The sequence below is a fragment of the Candidatus Tisiphia endosymbiont of Beris chalybata genome (genome assembly GCF_964026555.1).
GTDB lineage: Bacteria > Pseudomonadota > Alphaproteobacteria > Rickettsiales > Rickettsiaceae > Tisiphia.
In genome coordinates, this window is record NZ_OZ032159.1 from 517285 (window position 1) to 539539 (window position 22255).

The 22255-nt window shown below is 34.8% G+C and carries 16 protein-coding genes; 8 read left to right on the forward strand and 8 right to left on the reverse strand.

Annotation, left to right across the window (positions count from 1 at the left end; translation table 11 throughout):
- Positions 1 to 86 precede the first annotated feature (86 nt).
- On the reverse strand, positions 87 to 1451 hold the full coding sequence (locus AAGD44_RS02565; RefSeq protein ID WP_341764658.1) for a M23 family metallopeptidase: 1365 nt from the start codon (positions 1449 to 1451) through the stop codon (positions 87 to 89).
- A 393-nt stretch (positions 1452 to 1844) separates the two neighbouring features.
- On the opposite strand from AAGD44_RS02565, the gene AAGD44_RS02570 reads away from it, so the two are divergent.
- The 7 genes from AAGD44_RS02570 to nuoE all read left to right on the forward strand — a co-directional run bounded on the left by AAGD44_RS02570 (position 1845) and on the right by nuoE (position 6723).
- Positions 1845 to 2012 carry a palindromic element RPE1 domain-containing protein gene (locus AAGD44_RS02570; protein WP_341764439.1) on the forward strand — a complete coding sequence of 56 codons (168 nt, stop codon included), beginning with the start codon at positions 1845 to 1847 and terminating at the stop codon, positions 2010 to 2012.
- 246 nt (positions 2013 to 2258) lie between these two features.
- A complete protein-coding gene (locus AAGD44_RS02575; RefSeq protein WP_341764440.1) occupies positions 2259 to 2777 on the forward strand; it encodes a DUF2155 domain-containing protein in 519 nt (172 codons plus the stop codon).
- A gap of 328 nt (positions 2778 to 3105) precedes the next feature.
- Positions 3106 to 3474: an NADH-quinone oxidoreductase subunit A gene (ndhC, locus tag AAGD44_RS02580; protein ID WP_341764441.1), complete on the forward strand. Its 369-nt coding sequence runs from the start codon at positions 3106 to 3108 to the stop codon at positions 3472 to 3474.
- A gap of 228 nt (positions 3475 to 3702) precedes the next feature.
- Entirely contained in the window at positions 3703 to 4194 is a 492-nt protein-coding gene (locus AAGD44_RS02585; RefSeq protein WP_410521005.1) for a NuoB/complex I 20 kDa subunit family protein, read from the forward strand.
- Positions 4195 to 4216: 22 nt separating this feature from the next.
- Positions 4217 to 4801: an NADH-quinone oxidoreductase subunit C gene (locus AAGD44_RS02590; RefSeq protein ID WP_341764443.1), complete on the forward strand. Its 585-nt coding sequence runs from the start codon at positions 4217 to 4219 to the stop codon at positions 4799 to 4801.
- 156 nt (positions 4802 to 4957) lie between these two features.
- Positions 4958 to 6223, forward strand: a complete 1266-nt coding sequence (nuoD, locus tag AAGD44_RS02595; protein WP_341764444.1) for an NADH dehydrogenase (quinone) subunit D — start codon at positions 4958 to 4960, stop codon at positions 6221 to 6223.
- Positions 6220 to 6723 (forward strand): NADH-quinone oxidoreductase subunit NuoE, encoded by a 504-nt coding sequence (gene nuoE / locus AAGD44_RS02600; protein ID WP_341764445.1) that lies wholly within the window; start codon positions 6220 to 6222, stop codon positions 6721 to 6723. The genes nuoD and nuoE overlap by 4 nt, the downstream gene beginning before the upstream one ends.
- A gap of 434 nt (positions 6724 to 7157) precedes the next feature.
- Here nuoE and AAGD44_RS02605 read toward each other — a convergent pair whose 3' ends face one another.
- From AAGD44_RS02605 to AAGD44_RS02630, 6 genes are all read right to left on the reverse strand, one after another.
- Positions 7158 to 8456 (reverse strand): serine hydrolase, encoded by a 1299-nt coding sequence (locus AAGD44_RS02605; RefSeq protein ID WP_341764446.1) that lies wholly within the window; start codon positions 8454 to 8456, stop codon positions 7158 to 7160.
- Between the two features lie 8 nt (positions 8457 to 8464).
- The gene (aspS, locus tag AAGD44_RS02610; protein WP_341764447.1) at positions 8465 to 10261 is read right to left on the reverse strand and encodes an aspartate--tRNA ligase; all 1797 of its coding nucleotides are present in this window, start codon (positions 10259 to 10261) and stop codon (positions 8465 to 8467) included.
- A gap of 322 nt (positions 10262 to 10583) precedes the next feature.
- Positions 10584 to 15008, reverse strand: a complete 4425-nt coding sequence (locus AAGD44_RS02615; protein ID WP_341764448.1) for a hypothetical protein — start codon at positions 15006 to 15008, stop codon at positions 10584 to 10586.
- Between the two features lie 125 nt (positions 15009 to 15133).
- Complete coding sequence (locus tag AAGD44_RS02620; protein ID WP_341764449.1) at positions 15134 to 17107, reverse strand: UvrD-helicase domain-containing protein; 1974 nt, start codon at positions 17105 to 17107, stop codon at positions 15134 to 15136.
- Positions 17108 to 18703 carry a glycosyltransferase gene (locus tag AAGD44_RS02625; protein WP_341764450.1) on the reverse strand — a complete coding sequence of 532 codons (1596 nt, stop codon included), beginning with the start codon at positions 18701 to 18703 and terminating at the stop codon, positions 17108 to 17110.
- 271 nt (positions 18704 to 18974) lie between these two features.
- Positions 18975 to 19892, reverse strand: coding sequence for an NAD-dependent epimerase/dehydratase family protein (locus AAGD44_RS02630; RefSeq protein WP_341764451.1), 918 nt, complete (start codon positions 19890 to 19892; stop codon positions 18975 to 18977).
- A 109-nt stretch (positions 19893 to 20001) separates the two neighbouring features.
- Here AAGD44_RS02630 and AAGD44_RS02635 point away from each other — a divergent pair, with 109 nt between their 5' ends.
- Positions 20002 to 21120 (forward strand): glycosyltransferase family 4 protein, encoded by a 1119-nt coding sequence (locus tag AAGD44_RS02635; protein WP_341764452.1) that lies wholly within the window; start codon positions 20002 to 20004, stop codon positions 21118 to 21120.
- A 37-nt stretch (positions 21121 to 21157) separates the two neighbouring features.
- Here AAGD44_RS02635 and AAGD44_RS02640 read toward each other — a convergent pair whose 3' ends face one another.
- Positions 21158 to 22255, reverse strand: coding sequence for a glycoside hydrolase family 3 N-terminal domain-containing protein (locus AAGD44_RS02640; protein WP_341764453.1), 1098 nt, complete (start codon positions 22253 to 22255; stop codon positions 21158 to 21160).

Here is a 22255-nt window from a genome sequence, read left to right on the forward strand (position 1 = left end):
GTTGCTCGTTGCTCTACCATCGTAGCTCTAAGCTTTGAGCCTAGTCCCTAATTCCTTTTAATTGACTATAGCTCGAGCCTCAGACTTCAAAAAAACTTTATATCTGCATTATCTGCGACTTCAATTTTACTATCAAGTTCATTACTCAAAGATTTAATTTTATTTTTAAATTGTTTAAATTGAGCCAACTTATTACCGGTTAGTTCTACTCCCGGGGTGGTTTTAACGAGCATAGGATTAACATTTTTACCAGCAATTTTAATTTCATAATGTAAATGCGGCCCTGTAGCCCTACCAGTACTACCCACGTACGCGATCACCTGCCCTTGTTTTACTGCGCTCCCTACCTTAAGGTTTTTTGCAAAATTAGAGGCATGAGCATAACTCGTGGATAAAGTTTGGCTATGTTTTATTTGGACCCATTTTCCGTACCCCGCTTTCCATCCTATTTCAGTAATCACTCCATTACCTGCCGCATAAATTGGAGTCCCAGTTGGAGCAGCAAAATCCACCCCTTTATGTGCTTTACTGTAACCTAAAGTTGGATGATTACGCATCCCATAATGTGAAGAAATGCGCATAAATTTAACTGGGTTTCTTAGTAGGCTCCTCTTAACACTCTTACCATCTTCCGAAAAAAAAGAATGCTTGTCTTTGATATTATCGGGGGAATATCTATAAATATTATATTCTTGACCTGATAAATTAAGGGTTACATATAAAACCCTTCCATGGTGGGAAAAATTACCATCCTTAGTCACAAATTTTTCGGTTATCACAGAGACAGTATCGCCACTTTTAATTTGCCTAAGGAAATCGATTTGATAACTATAAGCATTAATCAACTCGTTGATACTATTATTTGATAAGCCTAAAGATTTTAAGGCTGCCATAAAGCTAGTATTAATCTCTACAGAAGATTTAGTTAAAAATTTATCAAGCGCAACAACAACGTTTTGAGCATAAAAACCCTGATCTGCCCTAATGATTTCTAAAGAGTTTAACTTGTCAAACACTATAGTGAGTTTACTCAGAGTCCACGATTCAGCAGCAAGATCCTGTCCCTCTTCTTCAGTGATTTTAATTTCATAATCAAATACTAGCTTTTGTCCTACCTTTAATGCAAAGTTGGAGTTTTTTTCTTGCACTAGCTTTATTATAGAGGCTATTTCATTACTGGGGATTTTTTGCTGTACAAATATTGCGTTTAAAGTGTCCCCTTTTTGAATAATTACAGTTTTTGAAATTGCTTCGGGTAATTCTTCAGGAATCACGGTAATTTCTGGCTGAACCACCGTCATCGACATCCTATCGTTCACAAATTTATTGATAGATAACGTGACAAAAATAGTAAACCCTATAAAAAGTAATATGGAGAAATACGAAAAAATAACTCTAATTCTATTACTAACCTGCTGGTCAGTTAATATAAAATGATTAACAGCTTGCATCAATATTCACTCAAATAGTATTAAAATATAACAGTATAATAAATTAAGGGGGTTTAAGGACTAGGTGCGAGGCACGAAGCCTAGAAATACTAGGTAAGCACGAACAACGGTGTCCCTAGTTTATATTAATTGACTATAACACATAAACTTAGCAGAAAATTCCAATAAAGTAATAAATATGCAACATACAAAAATAAATTACAATAGAAAAATGACTAAAGCGGTTAAATTTATAAATTATTAGCTATATTTCCCCTAATAACCGCCTATAGTTCGCAAAAGTTAGCGGCAAATTGAATAGATTTTGTGAAGTAAATATTTTTATATGCATTGAGGTTACTTATATACAAGCTTAATATTCTCCTGTATACTGTTGATCTTTCAATAGACCTCTTGCATAACCTAAAGATAATTGAAGAATTTTTAGGAGAAACGAAGTCGAGTACCGCAGCGTACATAGACGTACGTGAGGAACAGAGAGGAGTTTCGACGACAAAATTACCAATTAGATTAGGTTATGCAAGAGGTCTAATAGATCTCTTTCGAAACTTGAGCTGGTAATTGGGACAATAATCTAGGCTTGAATCCTTACGTACATTTAAGTACGCTGCGGTTTATTTAGGGCGAAGAGTCTCCTTCAATCCCCTGCGCGATGCGAGTTTTGCAAGAAGTCTAATGAGTTTTTTCATTTTATTAGGGGTTTGCGTGCTTACGTACTGATATGTATGCCTCCCTGGCAAATAAAATCGCACTCTTGAAATCTATCTTTATAGTGACTTACCCTTTAAATCAAAATCACTGTTTTCCATGCTACAGCAACTAATAAAATACTTTATATTTATAAATATAATTTTTGGTTTATGTAGTATTCCTTCCTACGGGCAAGAGGATTCGGTATTCACTAATTTAGATGATCTTGAGACCACTGATGAAATAATTAATAATACTGAAGAGCAAAATAATTTTATTCCAAACAATATCCCTCTTGATAATCCCGCAGAGAATCTACAAGATAGGGATTTACAATTAAAGCATTGTACTTCTGCTAAGATTATTGCGTTAAATAAAATCACTGCTACCTCAAAAGAATTATTACTAAAGCTACAGGAGTCGCAATATTTTGGTAATATCCAAATTAAGCTCCATAAATGTATGAAAAATCTTGATCCTTATAATGAAGACGTTTATATATTATTCACTATTACAGAACATAAAATTGATGAGGATTCTAAGGTGATTTTCCAAGGTTGGCTTACCTTAGCTAGTGTGTCAATTTCGACTTTTGAACATCCAATTTATGAAATTTTTGTTAAGGATTGTTTATAGATTACTTTAGGCTCTGGCAAAAATGCACTTCTAGAAAAATGCAATTCTAGATATTCTAGCCTGTGTTGCAACGAGCGTGATGCACGATAGCATTACTTTAAAAACGGGCAATGCCTTAAAAACGCATTTTTACTTGTTTTACTTAGTAATACCAGATAAAAATAATTATCTTCATCTTGTATTCCCCTATGATTTGAAGTGTTGTTAGATGAAGGTCAACTTCAAAAAAGACGCAACGAAGCCAATTCTTGAGGCTCCTTTACAGAACCTAGAGTATATTGTCAATTAATTAACCATTTCTTCAATCATTATCCTATGGTATAATATAATGTTAAGAATTGTTTATCTCGAATATTTGCCTATTGCTATATTTTTTGGCATAGCCCTTGTTTTGTCACTAGTGATAATGACACTACCAAAATTTTTAAGCCCTAAAAAATATAATAAAGCTAAATTAGAAAGCTATGAATGTGGGTTCGATGGAGTTGGAGGCGCCAGAAATAAGTTCGATATAAGATTTTATTTAGTAGCCATTTTATTTATTATTTTTGATTTAGAAATAGCGTTTTTAATGCCTTGGGCTATTACCCTAGGAAAAATTGGGCTACTTGGTTTTTTTTCAATGATGTTTTTTTTATTTCTACTCACTGTTGGTTTCATATATGAGTGGAGAAAAGGCGCTCTCGAGTGGGAGTAATTTTAAGACAAAATCAAAGCAGTAATTCTTGAAAGTTCCTAAATCCTCAAGTATACTGTTTGCACTTGAAGAGGTGGTAAAGTCTATAGATAATAGGCGAGCTATTTGAGCAACGACGCAGGCAGGTTCATATCACGAGGAATATCATTAAGGGGCTGCCAGTAATCAATACTATTCAACAGCGAGTATAAGATGCAAAGCACTATCGATCTATTGCAACAAGATCAAATGTTTGCAGACGAAATATCTAACAGAGGATTTTTGCTCACAAATCTTGATGATTTACTAGGTTGGTCACGAGCACATTCTCTCTGGCCTATGAGCTTTGGGTTAGCTTGCTGTGCTGTAGAAATGATGCAAGCTGCTTCCAGCAGATATGATATGGACCGCTTTGGTATGTTATTTAGGCCAAGCCCAAGACAATCCGACTTAATGATAGTAGCAGGAACATTAACTAATAAGATGGCCCCCGCCTTACGCCAAGTTTATGATCAAATGACTGAACCAAAATGGGTGCTATCAATGGGTAGCTGTGCTAATGGAGGCGGATATTATCATTACTCATATTCAGTGGTGCGCGGTTGCGATCAAATTGTGCCTGTGGATGTATATGTACCTGGCTGCCCTCCTACAGCTGAAGCATTAATTTATGGTTTAATACAATTACAAAATAAAATTAGAAGAACCACAAGATTTAGTAATACGGTAGTCCATACTTAAATAATAATAAATTAGCAAAACCATGCAGCAATTAATTGAGGAGCTAATACAAAAGCAAGAGCTAAATGTTACACCTATATCTTTAGCTAACTTAACAACCTATAAGTCTAGTATAGAGCACCTCGCATTATTTTTATCTTCCTTAAAAACAATGAAAGATTTACGCTTTACTATTTTAACAGATTTATTTGCTGCTGATTTCTTGGACCGTTCGAAACGGTTTGAAATAACATATAACTTGTTAAGCCTTAAATTAAATAAACGCCTATTAGTAAAAATTGAAGTACAAGAGGAAGAAATAGTACCTTCTATTACTACAATATTTAGTGCAGCCTGCTGGTATGAGCGTGAAATATATGATATGTTTGGGGTCAATTTTAGTGGTAGCCACGATATTAGGCGTATCCTAACGGATTATGATTTTGTGGGACATCCCCTTAGAAAAGATTTCCCTCTTACTGGATATGTCCAAGTGAAATATGATAAATTACTTGAAAAAGTAGTTTATGAGCCCGTTAAATTAGAACAAGAATATAGAGAATTTGATTTTACTTCTAATTGGCAAGGGCCTAATTATGTATTACCTGGTGATGAGAAGGCAAAATAGGTCGAAGGGCTGCAAGAAGCTTTAGAAGGCAGCTACACCTGCTTTTGACGACAAAATTACCGCCTAGATTAGCTTATGTAGGAAAGTCTTACCCCAATCACAAACAGAAATATATTGGCCCTAAGATAGGCTAACAATCAGTATAAAATAAACAATATGATTAATACCAATAAAAATATTTCTTCTTTTCCCTCTAATCGCCTCCAAGATACTAACCATAATGAATTAAGTGCAGAGGTCAAGCAGGAAGGTGACAAGAAATCTAATATTACCTTAAATTTTGGCCCTCAACATCCAGCAGCGCATGGAGTACTAAGATTAATTTTAGAAATGGACGGGGAGGTAATTAACAAAGCAGATCCTCATATTGGCTTACTCCATAGAGGAACTGAAAAATTAATTGAGCACAAAACATATCTCCAAGCTATTCCTTACTTTGATCGCCTAGACTATGTATCCCCAATGTGTCAAGAGCATGCTTTTGCTCTAGCCGTTGAAACCTTGTTAAATTGTGAAGTGCCAAGGCGCGCTCAATTTATTCGGGTAATGTTTTCCGAACTCACCCGTATTCTTAACCATATACTTAATATCACTACCCTTGCCCTTGATGTAGGAGCTACTACCCCCTTATTATGGCTATTTGAAGAGCGGGAAAAAATTATGGAATTCTATGAACGGGTATCGGGTTCGAGAATGCATTCAAATTATTTTAGACCTGGGGGCGTTGCCCAAGATTTACCAGATGGGATATTAGAGGATATTAATAATTTCATTAACCAATTCTCTAAAAAATTGCAAGATGTTGAAAGCTTGTTGACTAATAACAGGATTTGGAAACAAAGACTAGTAGATATAGGAGTGGTCAGCCAAAAAGAAGCTATGGATTGGGGATTTTCTGGCCCGCTCCTGAGAGCTTCGGGAATTGCATGGGATCTTAGAAAATCTAATCCTTATGATATATATGCAGAACTAGATTTTAAGATACCAATTGGCAAAACTGGTGATTGCTATGATCGTTATTTAATTAGGGTTGAAGAAATGTATCAATCACTTAAAATAATTGAACAATGCCTTAATAAGATCCCCACTGGTGCTATTAAAACTTCTGATCCTAAAATTGCTCCTCCAAGTAGGGCCAAAATGAAGGAATCAATGGAAGCAATGATTAATCATTTTAAACTTTACACTGAAGGTTATAATGTTCCTAAAGGGGAAGTTTATAGATGTGTAGAAGCACCTAAAGGAGAATTTGGAGTATATTTGTACTCCAATGGCACTAACAAGCCATATAGATGCCGTATTAAAGCACCAGGATTTGCCCACTTACAAGGATTAGATTTTATGGCAAAAGGTCATTTAATGGCAGATGTAGTCACTATCCTTGCTAGCCTTGATATTGTTTTTGGAGAAATTGATCGATGAATAATCAACCATTAAATTTTAGCTTTAATGATGAAAACTTAAAAAAAGCTCAAAATATCATTATGAAATATCCAGAAAAGAAGCAAAAAAGTGCTATTCTGCCTTTACTAGATCTTGCTCAACGACAGATGAATGGATGGTTACCTAGAGTGTCTATAGAATATGTAGCAGATTTACTTGGTTTACCTTTTATCAGGGCCTATGAAGTGGCAACATTTTATACTATGTTTAATTTAAAACCAGTCGGCCAATATCATATACAAATTTGTGGGACCACTCCTTGCTGGCTAAGAGGTAGTGACATGATCACCAATATCTGTAAACAGGAACTGGGCATTAATTTTGGTGAATTAACTGCGGATAAAAAATTCAGTCTGACAGAAGTGGAGTGTCTTGGTGCTTGTGTTAATGCGCCCGTGGTGCAAATTAATGATGACTTTTTTGAAGATCTCAATGCAGAAAAGATGCAAGCATTGATTACTAAATTAAAGCATGAATGAGAGTGGTTTTATTAGCAACATATATATATATACTGTTCGCACCTGAAGAGTTGGTATACTCGGTGAACTTTAAGAAGAGCGAGGAGGCTCAAAGTCGAGCAGCGCAGCGTATACTGCTCGTACTTCAAGAATTGGATTTTATTTTTAATGGCGAGCGCGCAGCGTATAGCTTAGGTTACTATGATACATACACGAGAGTACGCGGGAAGCATAGTAGTCATGCATACTTGAAGATAAATACCCTGTACGCACCTTAATGGACTATACTATACATGCTAGTACGTGAGTCCAGGATAAAATAAAAAAAACAATTTTTGAAAGACGAGTAGCATACTAAAGGACGTGAGCAGCCTCGATCTTTAGGGCACGACGACGCCAATTCTTGAAGTTCCTAGAGTATATGCTATATGCTGCGGTGCGTTTAAAATATTCCCCTAAATTTTCGCGTCATTATAAATTATCGCATTAATAATTGCTTCTCTAAAGTAAGATATATCTAATTGGTTAGCAATATTATTCATATCCACTTTTAGCTCCCCATCTTTAGGAATCTGTACAACAACATTACTCAATATTGCGAAATAAAAATCCTTAGAAGGTATATACCCTACTTCGCTTCGTACTCCAAATCCTGTACTACCTCCTGGATGATGAATCAAGATATCCTTATCATTTAGTTCTGCAATAAAAATACCATACCCTGTATATGTTGTATGTAGTTTTTGATTAAGATTAATTATTAAATTTTTCTTACCACTAGACACATCATCTAATACATCAGTGCCAGTTGCGCTTTTTCCTTTTAAGTGAACCAAATAATGTTTAGTAGTCATCAGCCTATAAGAATTTTCTGATAATATTTTTCCTTGGTGAAGAGCCCTATGCCATTTAATAAGATCAAATGTATTGGAAACTATCCCTCCATCCGCATAGGGCACAAGGAAAGAATTAGCAGCAGATGAAAGCTGGGAACCGATTAATACAAATTTAGGCTTACTGTTGTTATTAGGTTGCACTAGATAGCGTAAAGGATAATTTGATACGGCAGAATTTTTTTGCATTTCTTGCGCTTCATAAAAGGTAGCTAATTTAGTGGCACTCATTTTTAATGGCTTAAAAAATTCATCATGTAAAAATTTCCTTAAATCTTTCTTACTGACTTTTTCAATAATCATACCTAAGAGAATAAAGTTGCTATTACTATAATTATATTTATTTAGCTGAGTATTTGTAGAAGGCAGGTTGGAAAAGACAAATTTTATTATATTCTTAATATTTTCTTTTTGAGATAGCTTTAAGTCATTACTAACTTTATTAGTATATTCTGGTAAACCGCTAGTATGCGTTAAAAGATTATGAATAGTTATTTCTTTTATAAACTTAGGTAACTTCTCACTAGGCCAATATTCATTCTCAACATAGTTAGCAATTTTATCTGCTACATTAAGTAATCCCTGATCTTGTAATCTTAATATCGCCGCAGCTATAATAGGCTTTGTTGAAGCCCCAATAGCCATTTCCTGATTAGCCTTAAGCTGTTCTCCGTATATTGAAAACAGGCCTTTGGCTCCTACTATTAAATTAGTGTTACTATCAGCAAATAAAAAGGCGGCATTTAAAAAACGACTTGATAAATATTCCTGCGTGGTTTGTGCTATTGTAGCTTGGACGCCCGCCAAGCTTATAGCACTATTTAGCAATAATATCATCAATAAAGTAAAATAATACTTCATAGAATATATTATCCCCCCTTAATTATAGGGGATATAGTAAGATTCAATTCTTTTAAAGCTTCTCCTTCCACATAATGAGGTGCGGTCATTAACAAATCTTCTGCTTGTTGATTTAAGGGAAATGCTACTACTTCTCTAATATTATTAGAATCAGTTAACAACATAATAATTCGATCGATCCCAGGGGCAATTCCTCCGTGTGGAGGAGCCCCAAATGTAAATGCTTTAATCATTCCCCCAAATTTTTTATCTACCTCTTCTTTACTATAGCCAGCAATATCAAAAGCTTTATACATTATCTCGGGTTTATGGTTCCTAATGGCTCCACTAGATATTTCAATACCATTACACACGATATCGTATTGATATGCTTTGATATTAAGCAACTCCTCTATGGTATTTGCCGACTCAAGTGCGCTCATACCTAAATGGGGCATAGAAAAAGGGTTATGGCTAAAATCTATTTTGCCTGTTTGTTTGTTTAATTCATAGAATGGAAAGTCAGTAATCCAGCAAAATTCAAAACTGTCTTTTTTAAGTAATCCCAATGCTTCTCCTAATTTTGTTCTTAATTTGCTTGCAAATTTTGTTGCTACTTCAACCTGATCGCTAGCAAAGAACACTACATCTCCGTCTTGAAGATTTGCAATAGTTTTTAAATCAAGTAATTGGGCGGTGGTTAAAAATTTAGCAATCGGCCCTTTGCTACTCCCATCCTCTAAAAATTGAATGTAACCAAGCCCCTTCGCCCCTTCTAAATTAGCAAAATCGAGCATTTTATCAAAAAAACTTCTAGGTAAGCTCGAGGCTTTAGGCGCAGGAATAGCCTTAATCACTGCGCCATTTTTTATATTTTCTTTGAAAATTGTAAAATCAGTATCTTGAAATAATTTGGTAACATCGGTGATAATAATTGGATTCCGTAAATCTGGTTTATCGGTACCATATTTTAATATTGCCTCATCATAAGGAATCCTAGTAAAAGGGATATTAGAGATTTTTTTATCAGAAAATTTTGAAAATATCTCATACATTATAGGTTCAATAGTGCTAAATATATCCTCTTGAGTAACAAAGGACATTTCGATGTCTAGCTGATAAAACTCCCCAGGGGATCTATCTGCCCTGGCATCTTCATCTCTAAAACAAGGCGCTATCTGAAAATATTTATCAAACCCTGATACCATCAGCAATTGTTTAAATTGCTGGGGAGCTTGTGGTAGCGCATAAAATTTTCCTGGATGCAATCTGCTAGGGACTAAAAAATCTCTAGCCCCTTCAGGAGAACTAGCAGTAAGAATAGGGGTTTGAAATTCCGTAAAGCCATTTTTAACCATAAGGGTACGTAAGTGAGAAATAACTTTTGCTCTCAACATAATATTATTATGCAGCTTTTCGCGTCTGAGGTCTAAAAAACGATATTTTAACCTAGTTTCTTCTGGAGCTTCTTGATCAGTATTAACGACAAATGGTAAGGGAGCAGCATTAGACTCAATAATTAATTCATCTACTAATATTTCAATCTGCCCAGTCGCCAACGAATCATTTATTGTGGTAGCTGTTCGTGCGATTACCTTACCTACAACTGTTACAACTGATTCATACTTTAAGTAACTTGCTCCTTCCATTAAAGTGAGATTTTGGTCAGTGAACACTAATTGAGTTATTCCAAAATGATCTCTTAGATCAATAAAAACTAAGTTCCCATGATCTCTCCGCCTATGCACCCAACCAGATAATTTTACACGTGTTCCAACATCTTCTACCCGCAACTCTCCGCAATTATGCGTCCTATATTTATGCATCTGTTATCTATAATTTTATTTCATGATATAGATATATAAAAAATATTCTCTTGACGCAATAGACATATTATAAAACTGCAAAATATCTTTTGTGAGGTAAAGCAAGAAGTTTAGTATAAGCTATAAAAATTTCCTTCACAGCCCTAGAGCTTATTATATACTCCTCTTCTGATAATTTTGCTGCTAGGCGCGATGGTAAGCCTATAGATAATAGGCGAGCTATTTGAGCAACGACGCACCCAAATTCATATCAGAGGAGTATATATTACGCGAAGTCTGGACAAGAATACTATTCTTGTCCAAGCTTGCGGGTTTATCGGTATTACCTTACAGAAACAATTCTTCTATTTTTGTCAGCAAGATGGTTAGGTTGTACTTTGTCCATTAATAGTTTCTGCCCAAAAGAGGGAGTTACACAAGTGGCCTCTACTGTAGCAAATATTTTACCTTGAATGTTTTGCGTGATAGGGATGAGCTGGGAATGTAAGGAATTGGGTAAAAGGATTTTGTCGCAGGCTTTCTTAACTATTGTTTCGAAGGCAATGCTATTAAACAATTGATTTTCCTTAAGGACAACACCCTTATTAGAGATAATATCTTCACTAATAGTTTGCGCTAATATATCTTCATTGCCCTTTCGGCCTTCTGGATTAAGTTTAGATAGCTCTGTCGATAATATATTGCTCATTTTATTTTCACGATCTGGGGGGAACCTTAGATTTTTTCCTTTTAGATTATCCATTATTTTTTTAATTAGAGGGGTCGTTAGTTGAGCTTCTCCGAACCTCTCAAATAATTGATGAGAAATCCTTGGTAAAATATCCTCTACGCTAGGTACTTTATCCTCTACACTAGATCTACTAGAAGCGGGAAATAACCAACTTTTAATCCCCTCAAACAAACTCTTATTTAAAGAAAGCTCTCTTTTATTTTCGGTAAGTCGTTTCTGCAGATATTTTACGATTTCTACGCTATTTGCTTGTAAGTTATCAAATCCTAGTTTTGTTAAAATAGGATTTAAATAATTAAATAGCTCTTTATGTCTATCAAAAGTTTCTTGATCTTGAGTATCGCTTACTTCTTCGATAGCTTCTTGCACTAATCTTTGTGCCACCTTAGAGGTTATCTCATCATTTTCTTTTTTAAATATTAGATTAATAGTGTTACTAAATTGTTGACTATCATTGTCGCCCTGGAGTTTTTGTATGGCATCACCTACTTCTTTAATTTCTTGGTCCCGCCTAGTAGTATTATTGGCAAATAGCCCATATAGCAACCCATCAGGCATATCTATCATATCCATACAACCTTGTATCTTTAACAAATCTTCTGGATTTCTTTTATTTGCCTCAAATATAAACATTTTGGCAGTATTCTTTATTTCAGGACTGAAAGCTCCTCTTCTATTAAAGGGTAGTTCTTTCATGAAAGCCTTCATTGCTTCATTAGCAGCGTTAGCAAGTTCCGCATGTTGCTTCTCATTAAGGGAAGAGGAAACTTTATCCATTTTTTTAGTTTTATCTCCTTGTTGAATAAGTGCCTCAAACTCTGCAAGTTGCGTGGGCGAAAAACTTGTATCATTGCACAACACCTCCATAGTTTTGTCAATGACCGTGCTGGCATATTCTTTTTTCGGAATAGATTTTCCTTGCAGATCTAGTAAAACTGAGTTAAGGGCTTTAATAGGAGGGGGATCTTCTGATCCTACTGGAACTTTTGATCTTACTACCGTTGGTAGTACATATCCTTTTAAACTTGCTTCTAATTTTGCTAGCTGCCAATTAGTTTTGATCTTCACATCCGTGGGAAGATTGATCAGGTTCTCCGCATTCGATTTAACCTCCCTAAACAAATCTGTTATTATTGTATCATCAAACAAATGATCACGAAAAAGTGGTGCAGTTAGTTCTAATATTGATAGAACGCCTTCATTACATACTACAGGCCTCATATCCTTGCTAGCATGTTGTAACTGCACAGCTTTATAACTATAAAGCTTGTTAGGTAATCGTTTTATATCCTGCAATTTGTCTTGAACTACCTTTGCTATCAGGTCATTTTTCTCCCTCCCTATATCTTCCTGGCTTCCATATGCAGAATCGGAACCTGATAAATTAGAAGGTGTAATACTACTGATACTAGCTGACTTAGAATCTCTTGCCTCCCTGATTGCTAGCTTTTCCTGACTTCCAAACCCCAAATCTGGCGCCATAGAAGGAGACCCTGTCCAGGGTAGATTTTCATATATACTATCACTAGACGCTCTACTACTCAATTCTCCTAAGCCAGAATCTGTGGAGCTAGATCTTGCTAGAGAGTTATTACTATATCTTTGATTATTATCAGCTTTCAGTATTGGGGAAGAAGGGACATTATTACCAGAAGTGTTAAATATTATAGACTGCGATTCTCCTTGTATGCTACTATCACTGTTGTAGCAAGAACTATTAGAATTAATAGAGTGTCTAGCGGATGTTAGACTTTCTGACATACTATTGAAGCTCGAACGTAGAAAGGGAGGCACAACCATAGATTCCGTATCATCGCTAGATAATCGAGCAGTGCCCTGTGCCCTACGAGCTGCACTCTGGGCCTCTATTCTTTCCATTTTCGGATCCCCAGGGCTATTAATTCTATGCACAGAGTACCCTTTAAGCTTCTGAGTTGAAAACTCATTGACCATTCCTTCTTTTACTTTAACAAAACTTCCTTCTTTTACTTCAAAATCCTGAAGAAACTTTTCTTTCATTTCTTTCTTTCTGTTCTCTATATTTGCAATATCTTGGGATAAGAATATAGTAGAGTCAAATAAGTGAGGATCAAGTCTCCTAATTCTAACTAGCTGCTCCGTACTAATGTCCAAGTTCTTTAATATATCAATATTGTTCTGCTCTTGTGGATCCTTTAATGATTGCGTCAATTTCTTTAGAGCTCTTAGTTGTTCGGGCCTCAAAAGTTTCTCGCGTTCTATTACTTCCTGCATATTATTAGTTGCCAAAAAAGTCGCGGCTCTATTATAAAGTTGCGTATTAGCCACTTGATGTTTAAGAAGGTTACTCTCGAAACACTTCTTTCCTTCTGCAATTTCTTGGTCAATAAATTGTCTGTTTGCTTGTAGATGATCCTTCTCTATCAACCCGCTCACCTTAGTAAGCCCCTTGGAAGAAATATTAAACTGCTGATGTCGTTTATTAATATCTCCATATTGACTAAGAGAGGTTGTGATCTCGTTTATGAACTGTAGCTGGTGGTTAGCTAAATATTGTGAATCAAAATTTGATAAAACGCCATGTAGCTTATTAAAGATTTTTTCTCCTTCTCTGGTTGCTATTTTCCCCTCATATTTTTTCACTACACTTGCCAGTATATCGGTGGCAAAGGCAGCACTACTTTTTGTAAGATCTCCTTTTTGACTCAGGCGATCTAGCTCTTTTTGACCGACGCTATTTATTGCCGCATTTTTAGCTAAATCTTCTTGCGCAAAAAGGATCTTATCAAATATTCGAGGGTTATGTTTTCTTAAATCCGCTAATTGTTCAAAACTGTATTTTTTAGTTTCATCTTGTGTAAGGACCGTTGATCCAAAATTACCGTGCTGATCTAGAGTATTGATCAAATATTTTGATAATCTACGTGCTAATTCTGGTTCAGGTATTTTATGCTTAAAAAGTTCATCTTTAAGATGCCTCGTAACAAACTCAGTGTTTTTTGTAGTAACAACAGGTATGAATTGTGTTAGATATTGATCTACCTTTTTATCACTTATCTTAAGAGATTTTCTAAACCAATTACTTTCTGTTGACCTGCTAAGGTTATCGACTATATTACTTACTAGCGCTGCTTGATTTAGCTTAATATACTCTTCATCTAATGTATCTAATACTGCTGCCACTTTGCTTTGCAATTCATTCTTTTGTTCCCAACTAAATTTTCTTTTCTTATTTTGTGCAATGATCTTAAGCGCCTTATTTACTATTCCGGTATTTAATACCTTTAGTTGCTCTTCATGCAGTTTTTGTATTCTTTCATATTCCTTCCTTTCACTAGCGCTAGCTATTTGTGGTAATTCGTCGCTAACGCTATTACTAGATTTTATATCCTCTGGTAATTTCTCTACTAATTCATTATTCTGAATAGCAGCAGTATTCTGAATACCAGCAACATTACTACTCTCTCTACCAGCTAGATTGATCAGTTCTTCCTGGTTAATCTTATCTTGCACTATCTTGTGGTGACCAAATGCCTCATCAAACCCTTCAGGTTCTTGCCCTTCCTCGCTTCTGTAAGAATTAACCCATTGGCGAAAGTTAAGCCATTGTTTCCCTGTAATATTTGCTACCTGTGCCTCTGGAATCCTTATAACGTTATCATCATCATATAGATACTCAATACCTAAAATTTCAGCGATTTTATCGTCATCAAAGTCAAACTCGCTGCTGATATAATCTGAAAGTTCTGCTGCTAGCTCAACATTTGGAATATCATTGACAAATTCTTGATTAAGTTTTCTATACTTTAGATGATCTTCGGGAAAATGTAATAGTACATACTCTGCTTCTGCTTCGTTTAATTGGATATTCCTATCTGCTGTATAAATACTATCTCTACTATCATCTGCTCTTTGCAGGATTGCATTAATTTCCTCTCCAGGGACTGCATTATCATTTAAAAACTTAGATAATCTTTCATTAAGAAAATTTATTGTAGGGGGCTCTTTTTCTACTGTGTCGGCCGTATATCTTCTCATTGAATTGTCTTGCGTTCTTATGTTCATAATAACACCTTTGATGAGTTGTTAATATCTTCAGCTGTAAGATTACTTAATAATACGCTATCATTTTACAACAAATACACCAAAACTACAAATGAAAATTAAAAAATAAACTTATGTTTCGCTCCCAAGTAATTTAACTGCTTAGTCGAGGAAGTTCTAATACACACATCATCAGGGATTTCCATAAGGAATCTCGAAGGAGCAGAACGTAATATATCATGGAATATTCTACGGCTTTCGGCGAAAGTAATATAGAGCTCTATTTTGGCTCTAGTAATACCAACATATGCAATTCGGCGTTCTTCTTCTAAGCCATTTTCTCTTTCTTCATTTAAGACGCGCTGATGAGGAAATACCCCCTCTTCCCAGCCCGGTAAAAATACTAAATCAAATTCTAAACCTTTGGCTGCATGAAGTGTCATTATAGTAACAGCCCCTCCAAAATGGGTTTCCAATTCTTCGTTTTCCATGACTAAGCTAGAATGCTCTACAAAATCATGAATATCCCCAAATTCTGCTACTGCTTTAAGCATTTCATTAATATTCTCAATTCTGCCTAACGCTTCATCAGTTTTCTCTTCCTTAAGTAGTGCATAATACCCCGATTCTTCTAATAAAGATCTAGTCACATTTACCGAAGGCTCTTCTGTATAACGTTTCCTCCAACTCTCTATGTTAGTAATTAATTTATTTAAATTATCTTTAACTTTATTTTTTAAAACCCCCTGCTCTAACATTAATCGGATAGCGTGAAAAATGGGCAGATTATGTTCAGCAGCATAATCTTTGATTTGCTTTAAAGTAGTATTGCCTATTGCTCTTCTAGGAACATTTATAATCCTCTCAAGCGCTAAATTATCACTATGATTTAAAGTAACCCTTATATAAGCAAGGAGATCCCGTATTTCCATTCTTTCATAAAATTTAAGGCCTCCAATAATCTTATATGGCAAAGCATTACTAATAAATACTTCTTCAAAGGCTCTAGTCTGGAAGCTAGCACGTACTAAAATAGCAATGCTATTGGCATTATAGTGATTTTCTCGAATTAATTTATCAATTTCTGATACAACAAATCTGCCTTCTTCTTTTTCATTCCAGCAGGAAATAATTTTAATTTTTTTCCCATCATTTTTATCGGTCCACAAAGTCTTACCATGGCGATTCTTATTGTTGTTAATAACATTTGAAGCGGCTGTTAAAATTTCAGCACTGGAACGATAATTTTGTTCTAACTTGATAACGGTAGAATTAGGAAAATCTTTTTCAAAACGTAATATATTGCCTATTTCCGCCCCTCGCCACCCATATATTGATTGATCATCATCACCAACGCAGCAGATATTTTTAGTACTACTTGCCAGCATTCGAGCCCAAAGATATTGCACTGCATTAGTATCTTGATACTCATCAATTAAAATATATTTAAATTGCTCTTGATAATATTTTAATATATTAGGGTTCTTGATGAACAGTTCATTGTTGTAGAGTAGAAGATCACCAAAATCTACTACGTTAGAGGCAAGTAAATTAGCTTGATATATTCCATAAATAGATTTAGCTATTTTATGAATTGGCAACTTGATATCCGACTCCGAAATTTTATACGGCAATAAACCCTGATCCTTCCAACGGGATATAATAACATGTAAAAGCTTAGGAGCATATTTTTGGGGGTCGATATTCTCCTGCTTAATTATTTCTTTAATTTGCTTTATTTGCTCATCTTGGCTAATAATAGTAAATCTACTATTTAGACTTAAGTTTAGATGTTCCGCTTGGCTACGTAAAATCTTTGCGGCAATAGAGTGAAAAGTACCTATATTTAGCCCATAACAATCTGTCATTTGGGTTATCCGTACTTGCATCTCTTTGGCAGCTTTATTAGTAAAGGTAACTGCTAAAATATTTCTGGGGCTAGATAAATCTTTATGAATTATATTGGCAACCCTGGTGGTTAATACTTTAGTTTTACCAGTACCAGCACCTGCAAGCACTAAAATAGGTCCTTCTGTATGCAGTGACGCAGCTAATTGCTCAGGATTTAATGAGTCTAGAAATCTTTGATTCATTTACTCGTTTATTGAAGTTAAGAAAGTGCTTTTTAAGTAAACAGCATTATGGTTATATTTGTTAATAAAATCTGGTAATTTAGAATGTATTATATCAATATTTTGCCTAATTTTTTCTATAGCATTATATATAGTTAAAGGGCAATCAACACGATTCACTGTTAGCATATCCCGCAAGAACACATCATCATAAATATCAGCAGTAGGACCAACAAGGCAAGGAACGGATAAGCTTAAACTTTCTAAGACTATCATAGGAGAACATTCCGAATTAGTTATATATAAAGTTAAATCAGTCTCTGCGATAAGATTTAATAATTCTTGATGCGCTAACCGTTCAGGAAAAATTTTAATATCAAGACTCTCTTGCATCCAAGAAGTATATTTATTGTTATCAAAATGAAAATTTGTATGACAACTAATTTTACCTTGAAACATAGTTAAAGCTGCAATTTGAGGATAGAGGTTCTTTATCCATATGGTAGAGGCACTCCATAATCCTATTCTAAATTTGTGCCTTGTAGAAGGAATTAATTTTTTTTCTTCCATATTAGGAATAAAATTTTGTAATAAGTACGATGGTATAGAATTACTCTTCAAAAACTCCTCTAACCCCTTTTTTAAAGTAATAATGCCTTGAATTTTATTTTGCCTATATAAGTTAAGCCATTTATAAAAGTCGTGGCAATGCCCAATATCTACCCATTGGGCAGGAGAGCCATGCCATAATAAATACACCTCTAAAGATTTATCTCTTTTAATTTCCTGTAATTTTTCTACTAATTGCACGTGCACCCCAACCCCGCCTGATATAATCAGTTTTTTAATATCTGAATCAATAATTAATTTTGCTATTTGCGTAATAATTTTTTCCGGTAAATAAGGATTAATTCTTCTGAGCAATTTGGGTAAACTTCCAGCTGGAAAAGGGATAGTATTATTAAATAGTTTTTTGGTAGAATTAGCTACTCCCGGGAAAAGCTCTGTATAAAGTACATAGACATTTCTCTCCTGCCCCCTTACTTGCCGACTTTGATATTGCGGGATAAACTTTTGAAAATTCTTATACTCACTATTCGAGAAAAAATATAGGTATACTGATATTATTAGTTTCACTCCTTCCTGGACCCCGCAATATTTTAGAAAATATTTTGCGATTTCTTTTATCCAAGATACACGAAGAATTTTTTGTAGCCCTTTATTAACAAATGATGGATCCACGCAAGTAATAGTATGTAGCACCTGATGTCTGATTCGTAATTTATGCTTTGTTGCATTATTGTTTATTGACTCTTCGATAAAATTAAACCATAAATTTTGTAGGTAAGTATTGTCGCCAAAAATTTTTTGATATGCAATAAAATTTTGTTCTTTTATCGTAGCTAATAGCTCTCGTTGATTATTTAGCTTCTTGATTGCTTCAACCAATTCTACTGGCTGCCTATTAATGATAAATTCGTGTTGAATTGTTGGTAACACCTCTCTAACAATCCCTACATTTGTACTAATAATTGCACATCCAAATGCCATTGCTTCAATTAGAGGCAGAGGGGTCCCTTCTTCAATTGATGCAATTAATAAAATATCAGTATTCATCTATATTAACGGCGCTAGATGAATTAGTAGAGAGGCCTTCTAACAATTCGGTTAAATAACCTCGATAAAAAAAATGTATTAAGCTAATAGATTTATACTGCCCTAAGGATTGTATAAAATCGTTATAGTGTTTAAAATCCTTAGAGTAGATTATATGACACTCATATTTACTGTCTAATAAAGACTTAACATGTCTAGCAATATTATCAAAAGCCCAGTTTCTAACATCAGCAACTCAAATTATGGTATCTTTTTGCGTCATAAATTCGCGTCATAAAATTTTAGTATTAAATAATTCTAATAACCCTTCTTCTAAACTATGCTGCGCCTTTATGTTTAACACTTTTTGGGATAATATATTACTACCAACAGAAAATTTTATATTACCAATTTGCTCAGGCAGATATTTTATTCCTTTAATATGACAACTTTTACCAATCAGCTGGACAAGCTCATTGATTGAATAAGCATGACCGCTGCAAATATTTAATATTGGGGCATGAGTTGATGCCACAGACATAGAGCGCACGCACATATTAATAACATCTGACACATGAATAAAATCACGGCTCTGCTGACCATCGCCAAATATAATTAATTCTTTCCCTTCGTCGAGCTGTTGCTTAAATATTGATATTACCCCGGAATAATCTGAGTCTTTTGGCTGCCCTGGGCCGTAAACATTAAAAAAGCGCAAGCCACAACTTTTAAGGGATTTAATGGCACCAAAAACCTTGGCCTGCAATTCACAAGCATATTTATCAACAGCATACGGAGAAAGAGGTTTAACTTCTGCCCCCTCTTGAAGCGGCAATCTACTGGAACTCCCATAAACAGCCGCAGAGGAGGCATATACTACAGGTATATTATGAGCACTCGCCTGCAAAAATACATTAATAGTACCAGTTGCATTAACCGCATGGCTATAAGCCCAATTATTAATTGATTTTTGTACGCTTGCTACCGCTGCTAAATGAAAACATCCATCAATATTTTTAAATAATTTCTCTAAACTATTATATTCTAAGATGCTACCGTAAATAAATTCGACATTTTTAGTAACTAAATCTTGCAGCTGGCCAGTTGACAAATCATCTAGTATAATAACCTGGTGTCCTTCATTTATTAGTAATTTTACTAAATGGGTACCAATAAAACCAGCCCCCCCGGTAACTAAATATCTTGACATATTTTTAAAAACAATTTAATTCTCACTTGAATTTATAGCCCAAGAGATTTAGAAAGTGTAATAGAATACCTACTAAATTCATTTATAGAACGATTAAACAAAAAGGCAAATGAAAAAAATCATCATTTTGACAAATAGTGATTGGCACTTTTATGCGCATTTACTACCTATAGCTTTAAAAGCGAAAACAGAAGGTTATGAGGTCAAATTGTTAACCCAGGTGAGTAAATTCCAGGAGCAGATCGAAGAACTCGCTATTAAAGTACTACCAATTACTATTAAACCTAATAGCATTAATCCTTTTACTGATTTACTATTGCTCTGGAAAATCATTAGGATCTTAAATCAAGAAAAACCTGATATATTACATAATTTTACTATAAAACCAATTCTTTACGGTAGTATAAGTAGTTTATGGTGTAAAATTCCTAAAACTATCAATAATTTTGTTGGTATGGGAACCATCTTTGTCAGTGATAATTTAATAATAAAATTACTGAGATTAATTATTGTTAAATTAATTGCCTTAATCGCTAATTATAAACAAATGTTGTTTATTGTTCAAAATAATGATGATCACGCTTTACTGGTAAAATCATGTAACTTGAGGCCAAGTACTATTATAACGCAATGTAGTGTAGGGCTAGATACTAGTAAATTCCCTGCCTTGTTGGAACCTGTAGGTGAGAAAATAATTTTTGCTTTAGTGGCACGAATGATCATTGAAAAAGGAATATATGAATTTATTAAAGCGGCCAAGATCCTACGCCAAAAAGGCTTAAATGCAGAATTTTGGTTGGTCGGACCCTTGGATAAAAACAATAAACGGTCAATTAATTACCGCATATTAGAGCAATACCAAACTGAAGGATATATAAGATATATTGGTTACCAGCAAAACATAGAGGAAATTTGGAAAAAATCTCATGTCGCAGTCTTGCCCTCATACCGTGAAGGGTTAAGCCGTAGTTTGTTAGAAGCAGGAGCATATGGTAGAGCTATTATAACTACTGATGCTCCTGGAGGAAGAGCGCTAGTGCAAGATAGGATCAATGGCTTATTAGTAGCTCCTCAAAGCGCTGAAGAGCTAGCAAAAGCTATGGAACTATTAATTAACGAACCTACTTTAAGAAAAAGCTTAGGGGCAAAAATTAGACACGATATTTTAACAACATATGACTCTTCCCTCATTGCAACGAAAATGGTTAAATATTATCATTCTTCTTGACAAGATATACTGTGAGGCGTTTAAATATATCTAATTTTTAAAGTACTGCACAAATTGCGGTCATTTCTTGTAAGTCACCGCTACAATGCAACACGATATCGCAACCTGCAGCTTTTGCTTCATAAGCTGCTTTTGCAACACTTGCAGTAAATATTGCTTTCAGTTGTGGTAATGCTGCCTTTAATTGTTGTGTTTGTTGCAATTGGTCGGTATTTTCTGTAATAAGTTTGTCGTCAATAAGTTTTGCTAGAATTTCATTATATTGAGGATCACTAGTCTTCTCCTTCTCAAACAAGTCTAGTAGTTGTTTCGCGCAAAAGTAAGTCTCACAATTTGGTACATGTAAAGCATGCATGCAAATATCGTCTGTAATTAAGACGCCTTTAAAACCAATATCCTTTCTAATAAAATTTATCGCTTCTGCAGATAATGTTACCGGCAGGAACGGATCTATGGCAGTATATTTAATATGAGCTGTCATAGCCCATGCATCTTGATTATGGGTAGCGAGTTGTCTAAAGACTTCAAAATCGGTTTTCTGTAATTCAAGCAGTGGGGTATCTATAACCGGCAAATTATAATGACTATCACAAGTAGCTCTACCATGACCTGGCATATGTTTAATAATAGCAATACCGCCTTGCGCGGCTATTCCTCTTATGGCTGCGCTACCTAAATCGACTACTTTTTGTACCCCGCTACCAAAACTACGATCTCCTATCACTTTATCAGCCCAAGGATAACGTAAGTCTGCCACTGGAGCGCATGGAGAATCTATTTGATAGTTTTTTAAATCTTCCATTATGCTACAATAATTTTTATAAACCTGAGCACATGCATCTTCTGGGTTATTATCATATATTGCCCCAAAAGAACCAGATGCTGGGTACTCCTTTTCTATAAGCGGCGGTTTTAACCTTGCCACCCTTCCCCCCTCTTGATCAATCAAAATTAAAGGTTTATAATAATCATATAAGCTTTTTAAATCTTTAATTAGGCTTGTTAATTGTGGTGAATCCACAATATTTCTTTTAAAAAGAATAAATCCCTTTACTGGATTTTCTTGAAATAATTTGCGTTCTTCCTGGCTAAGAGTCGGGCCACTAAGACCAAAGATTAGAGGTTTTTGAGTCAT

What these genes read in the sequence shown, in the direction of transcription:
- AAGD44_RS02635 (WP_341764452.1), top strand. Translation starts at nt 20,002, where the DNA reads ATGAAAAAAATCATCATTTTGACAAATAGTGATTGGCACTTTTATGCG.
- AAGD44_RS02615 (WP_341764448.1), bottom strand. Translation starts at nt 15,008, where the DNA reads ATGAGAAGATATACGGCCGACACAGTAGAAAAAGAGCCCCCTACAATA.
- AAGD44_RS02585 (WP_410521005.1), top strand. Translation starts at nt 3,703, where the DNA reads ATGTTTGCAGACGAAATATCTAACAGAGGATTTTTGCTCACAAATCTT.
- nuoD (WP_341764444.1), top strand. Translation starts at nt 4,958, where the DNA reads ATGATTAATACCAATAAAAATATTTCTTCTTTTCCCTCTAATCGCCTC.
- AAGD44_RS02575 (WP_341764440.1), top strand. Translation starts at nt 2,259, where the DNA reads ATGCTACAGCAACTAATAAAATACTTTATATTTATAAATATAATTTTT.
- ndhC (WP_341764441.1), top strand. Translation starts at nt 3,106, where the DNA reads ATGTTAAGAATTGTTTATCTCGAATATTTGCCTATTGCTATATTTTTT.
- aspS (WP_341764447.1), bottom strand. Translation starts at nt 10,261, where the DNA reads ATGCATAAATATAGGACGCATAATTGCGGAGAGTTGCGGGTAGAAGAT.
- AAGD44_RS02625 (WP_341764450.1), bottom strand. Translation starts at nt 18,703, where the DNA reads ATGAATACTGATATTTTATTAATTGCATCAATTGAAGAAGGGACCCCT.
- AAGD44_RS02605 (WP_341764446.1), bottom strand. Translation starts at nt 8,456, where the DNA reads ATGAAGTATTATTTTACTTTATTGATGATATTATTGCTAAATAGTGCT.
- AAGD44_RS02590 (WP_341764443.1), top strand. Translation starts at nt 4,217, where the DNA reads ATGCAGCAATTAATTGAGGAGCTAATACAAAAGCAAGAGCTAAATGTT.
- AAGD44_RS02640 (WP_341764453.1), bottom strand. Translation starts at nt 22,255, where the DNA reads ATGACTCAAAAACCTCTAATCTTTGGTCTTAGTGGCCCGACTCTTAGC.
- AAGD44_RS02565 (WP_341764658.1), bottom strand. Translation starts at nt 1,451, where the DNA reads ATGCAAGCTGTTAATCATTTTATATTAACTGACCAGCAGGTTAGTAAT.
- AAGD44_RS02620 (WP_341764449.1), bottom strand. Translation starts at nt 17,107, where the DNA reads ATGAATCAAAGATTTCTAGACTCATTAAATCCTGAGCAATTAGCTGCG.
- AAGD44_RS02630 (WP_341764451.1), bottom strand. Translation starts at nt 19,892, where the DNA reads ATGTCAAGATATTTAGTTACCGGGGGGGCTGGTTTTATTGGTACCCAT.
- nuoE (WP_341764445.1), top strand. Translation starts at nt 6,220, where the DNA reads ATGAATAATCAACCATTAAATTTTAGCTTTAATGATGAAAACTTAAAA.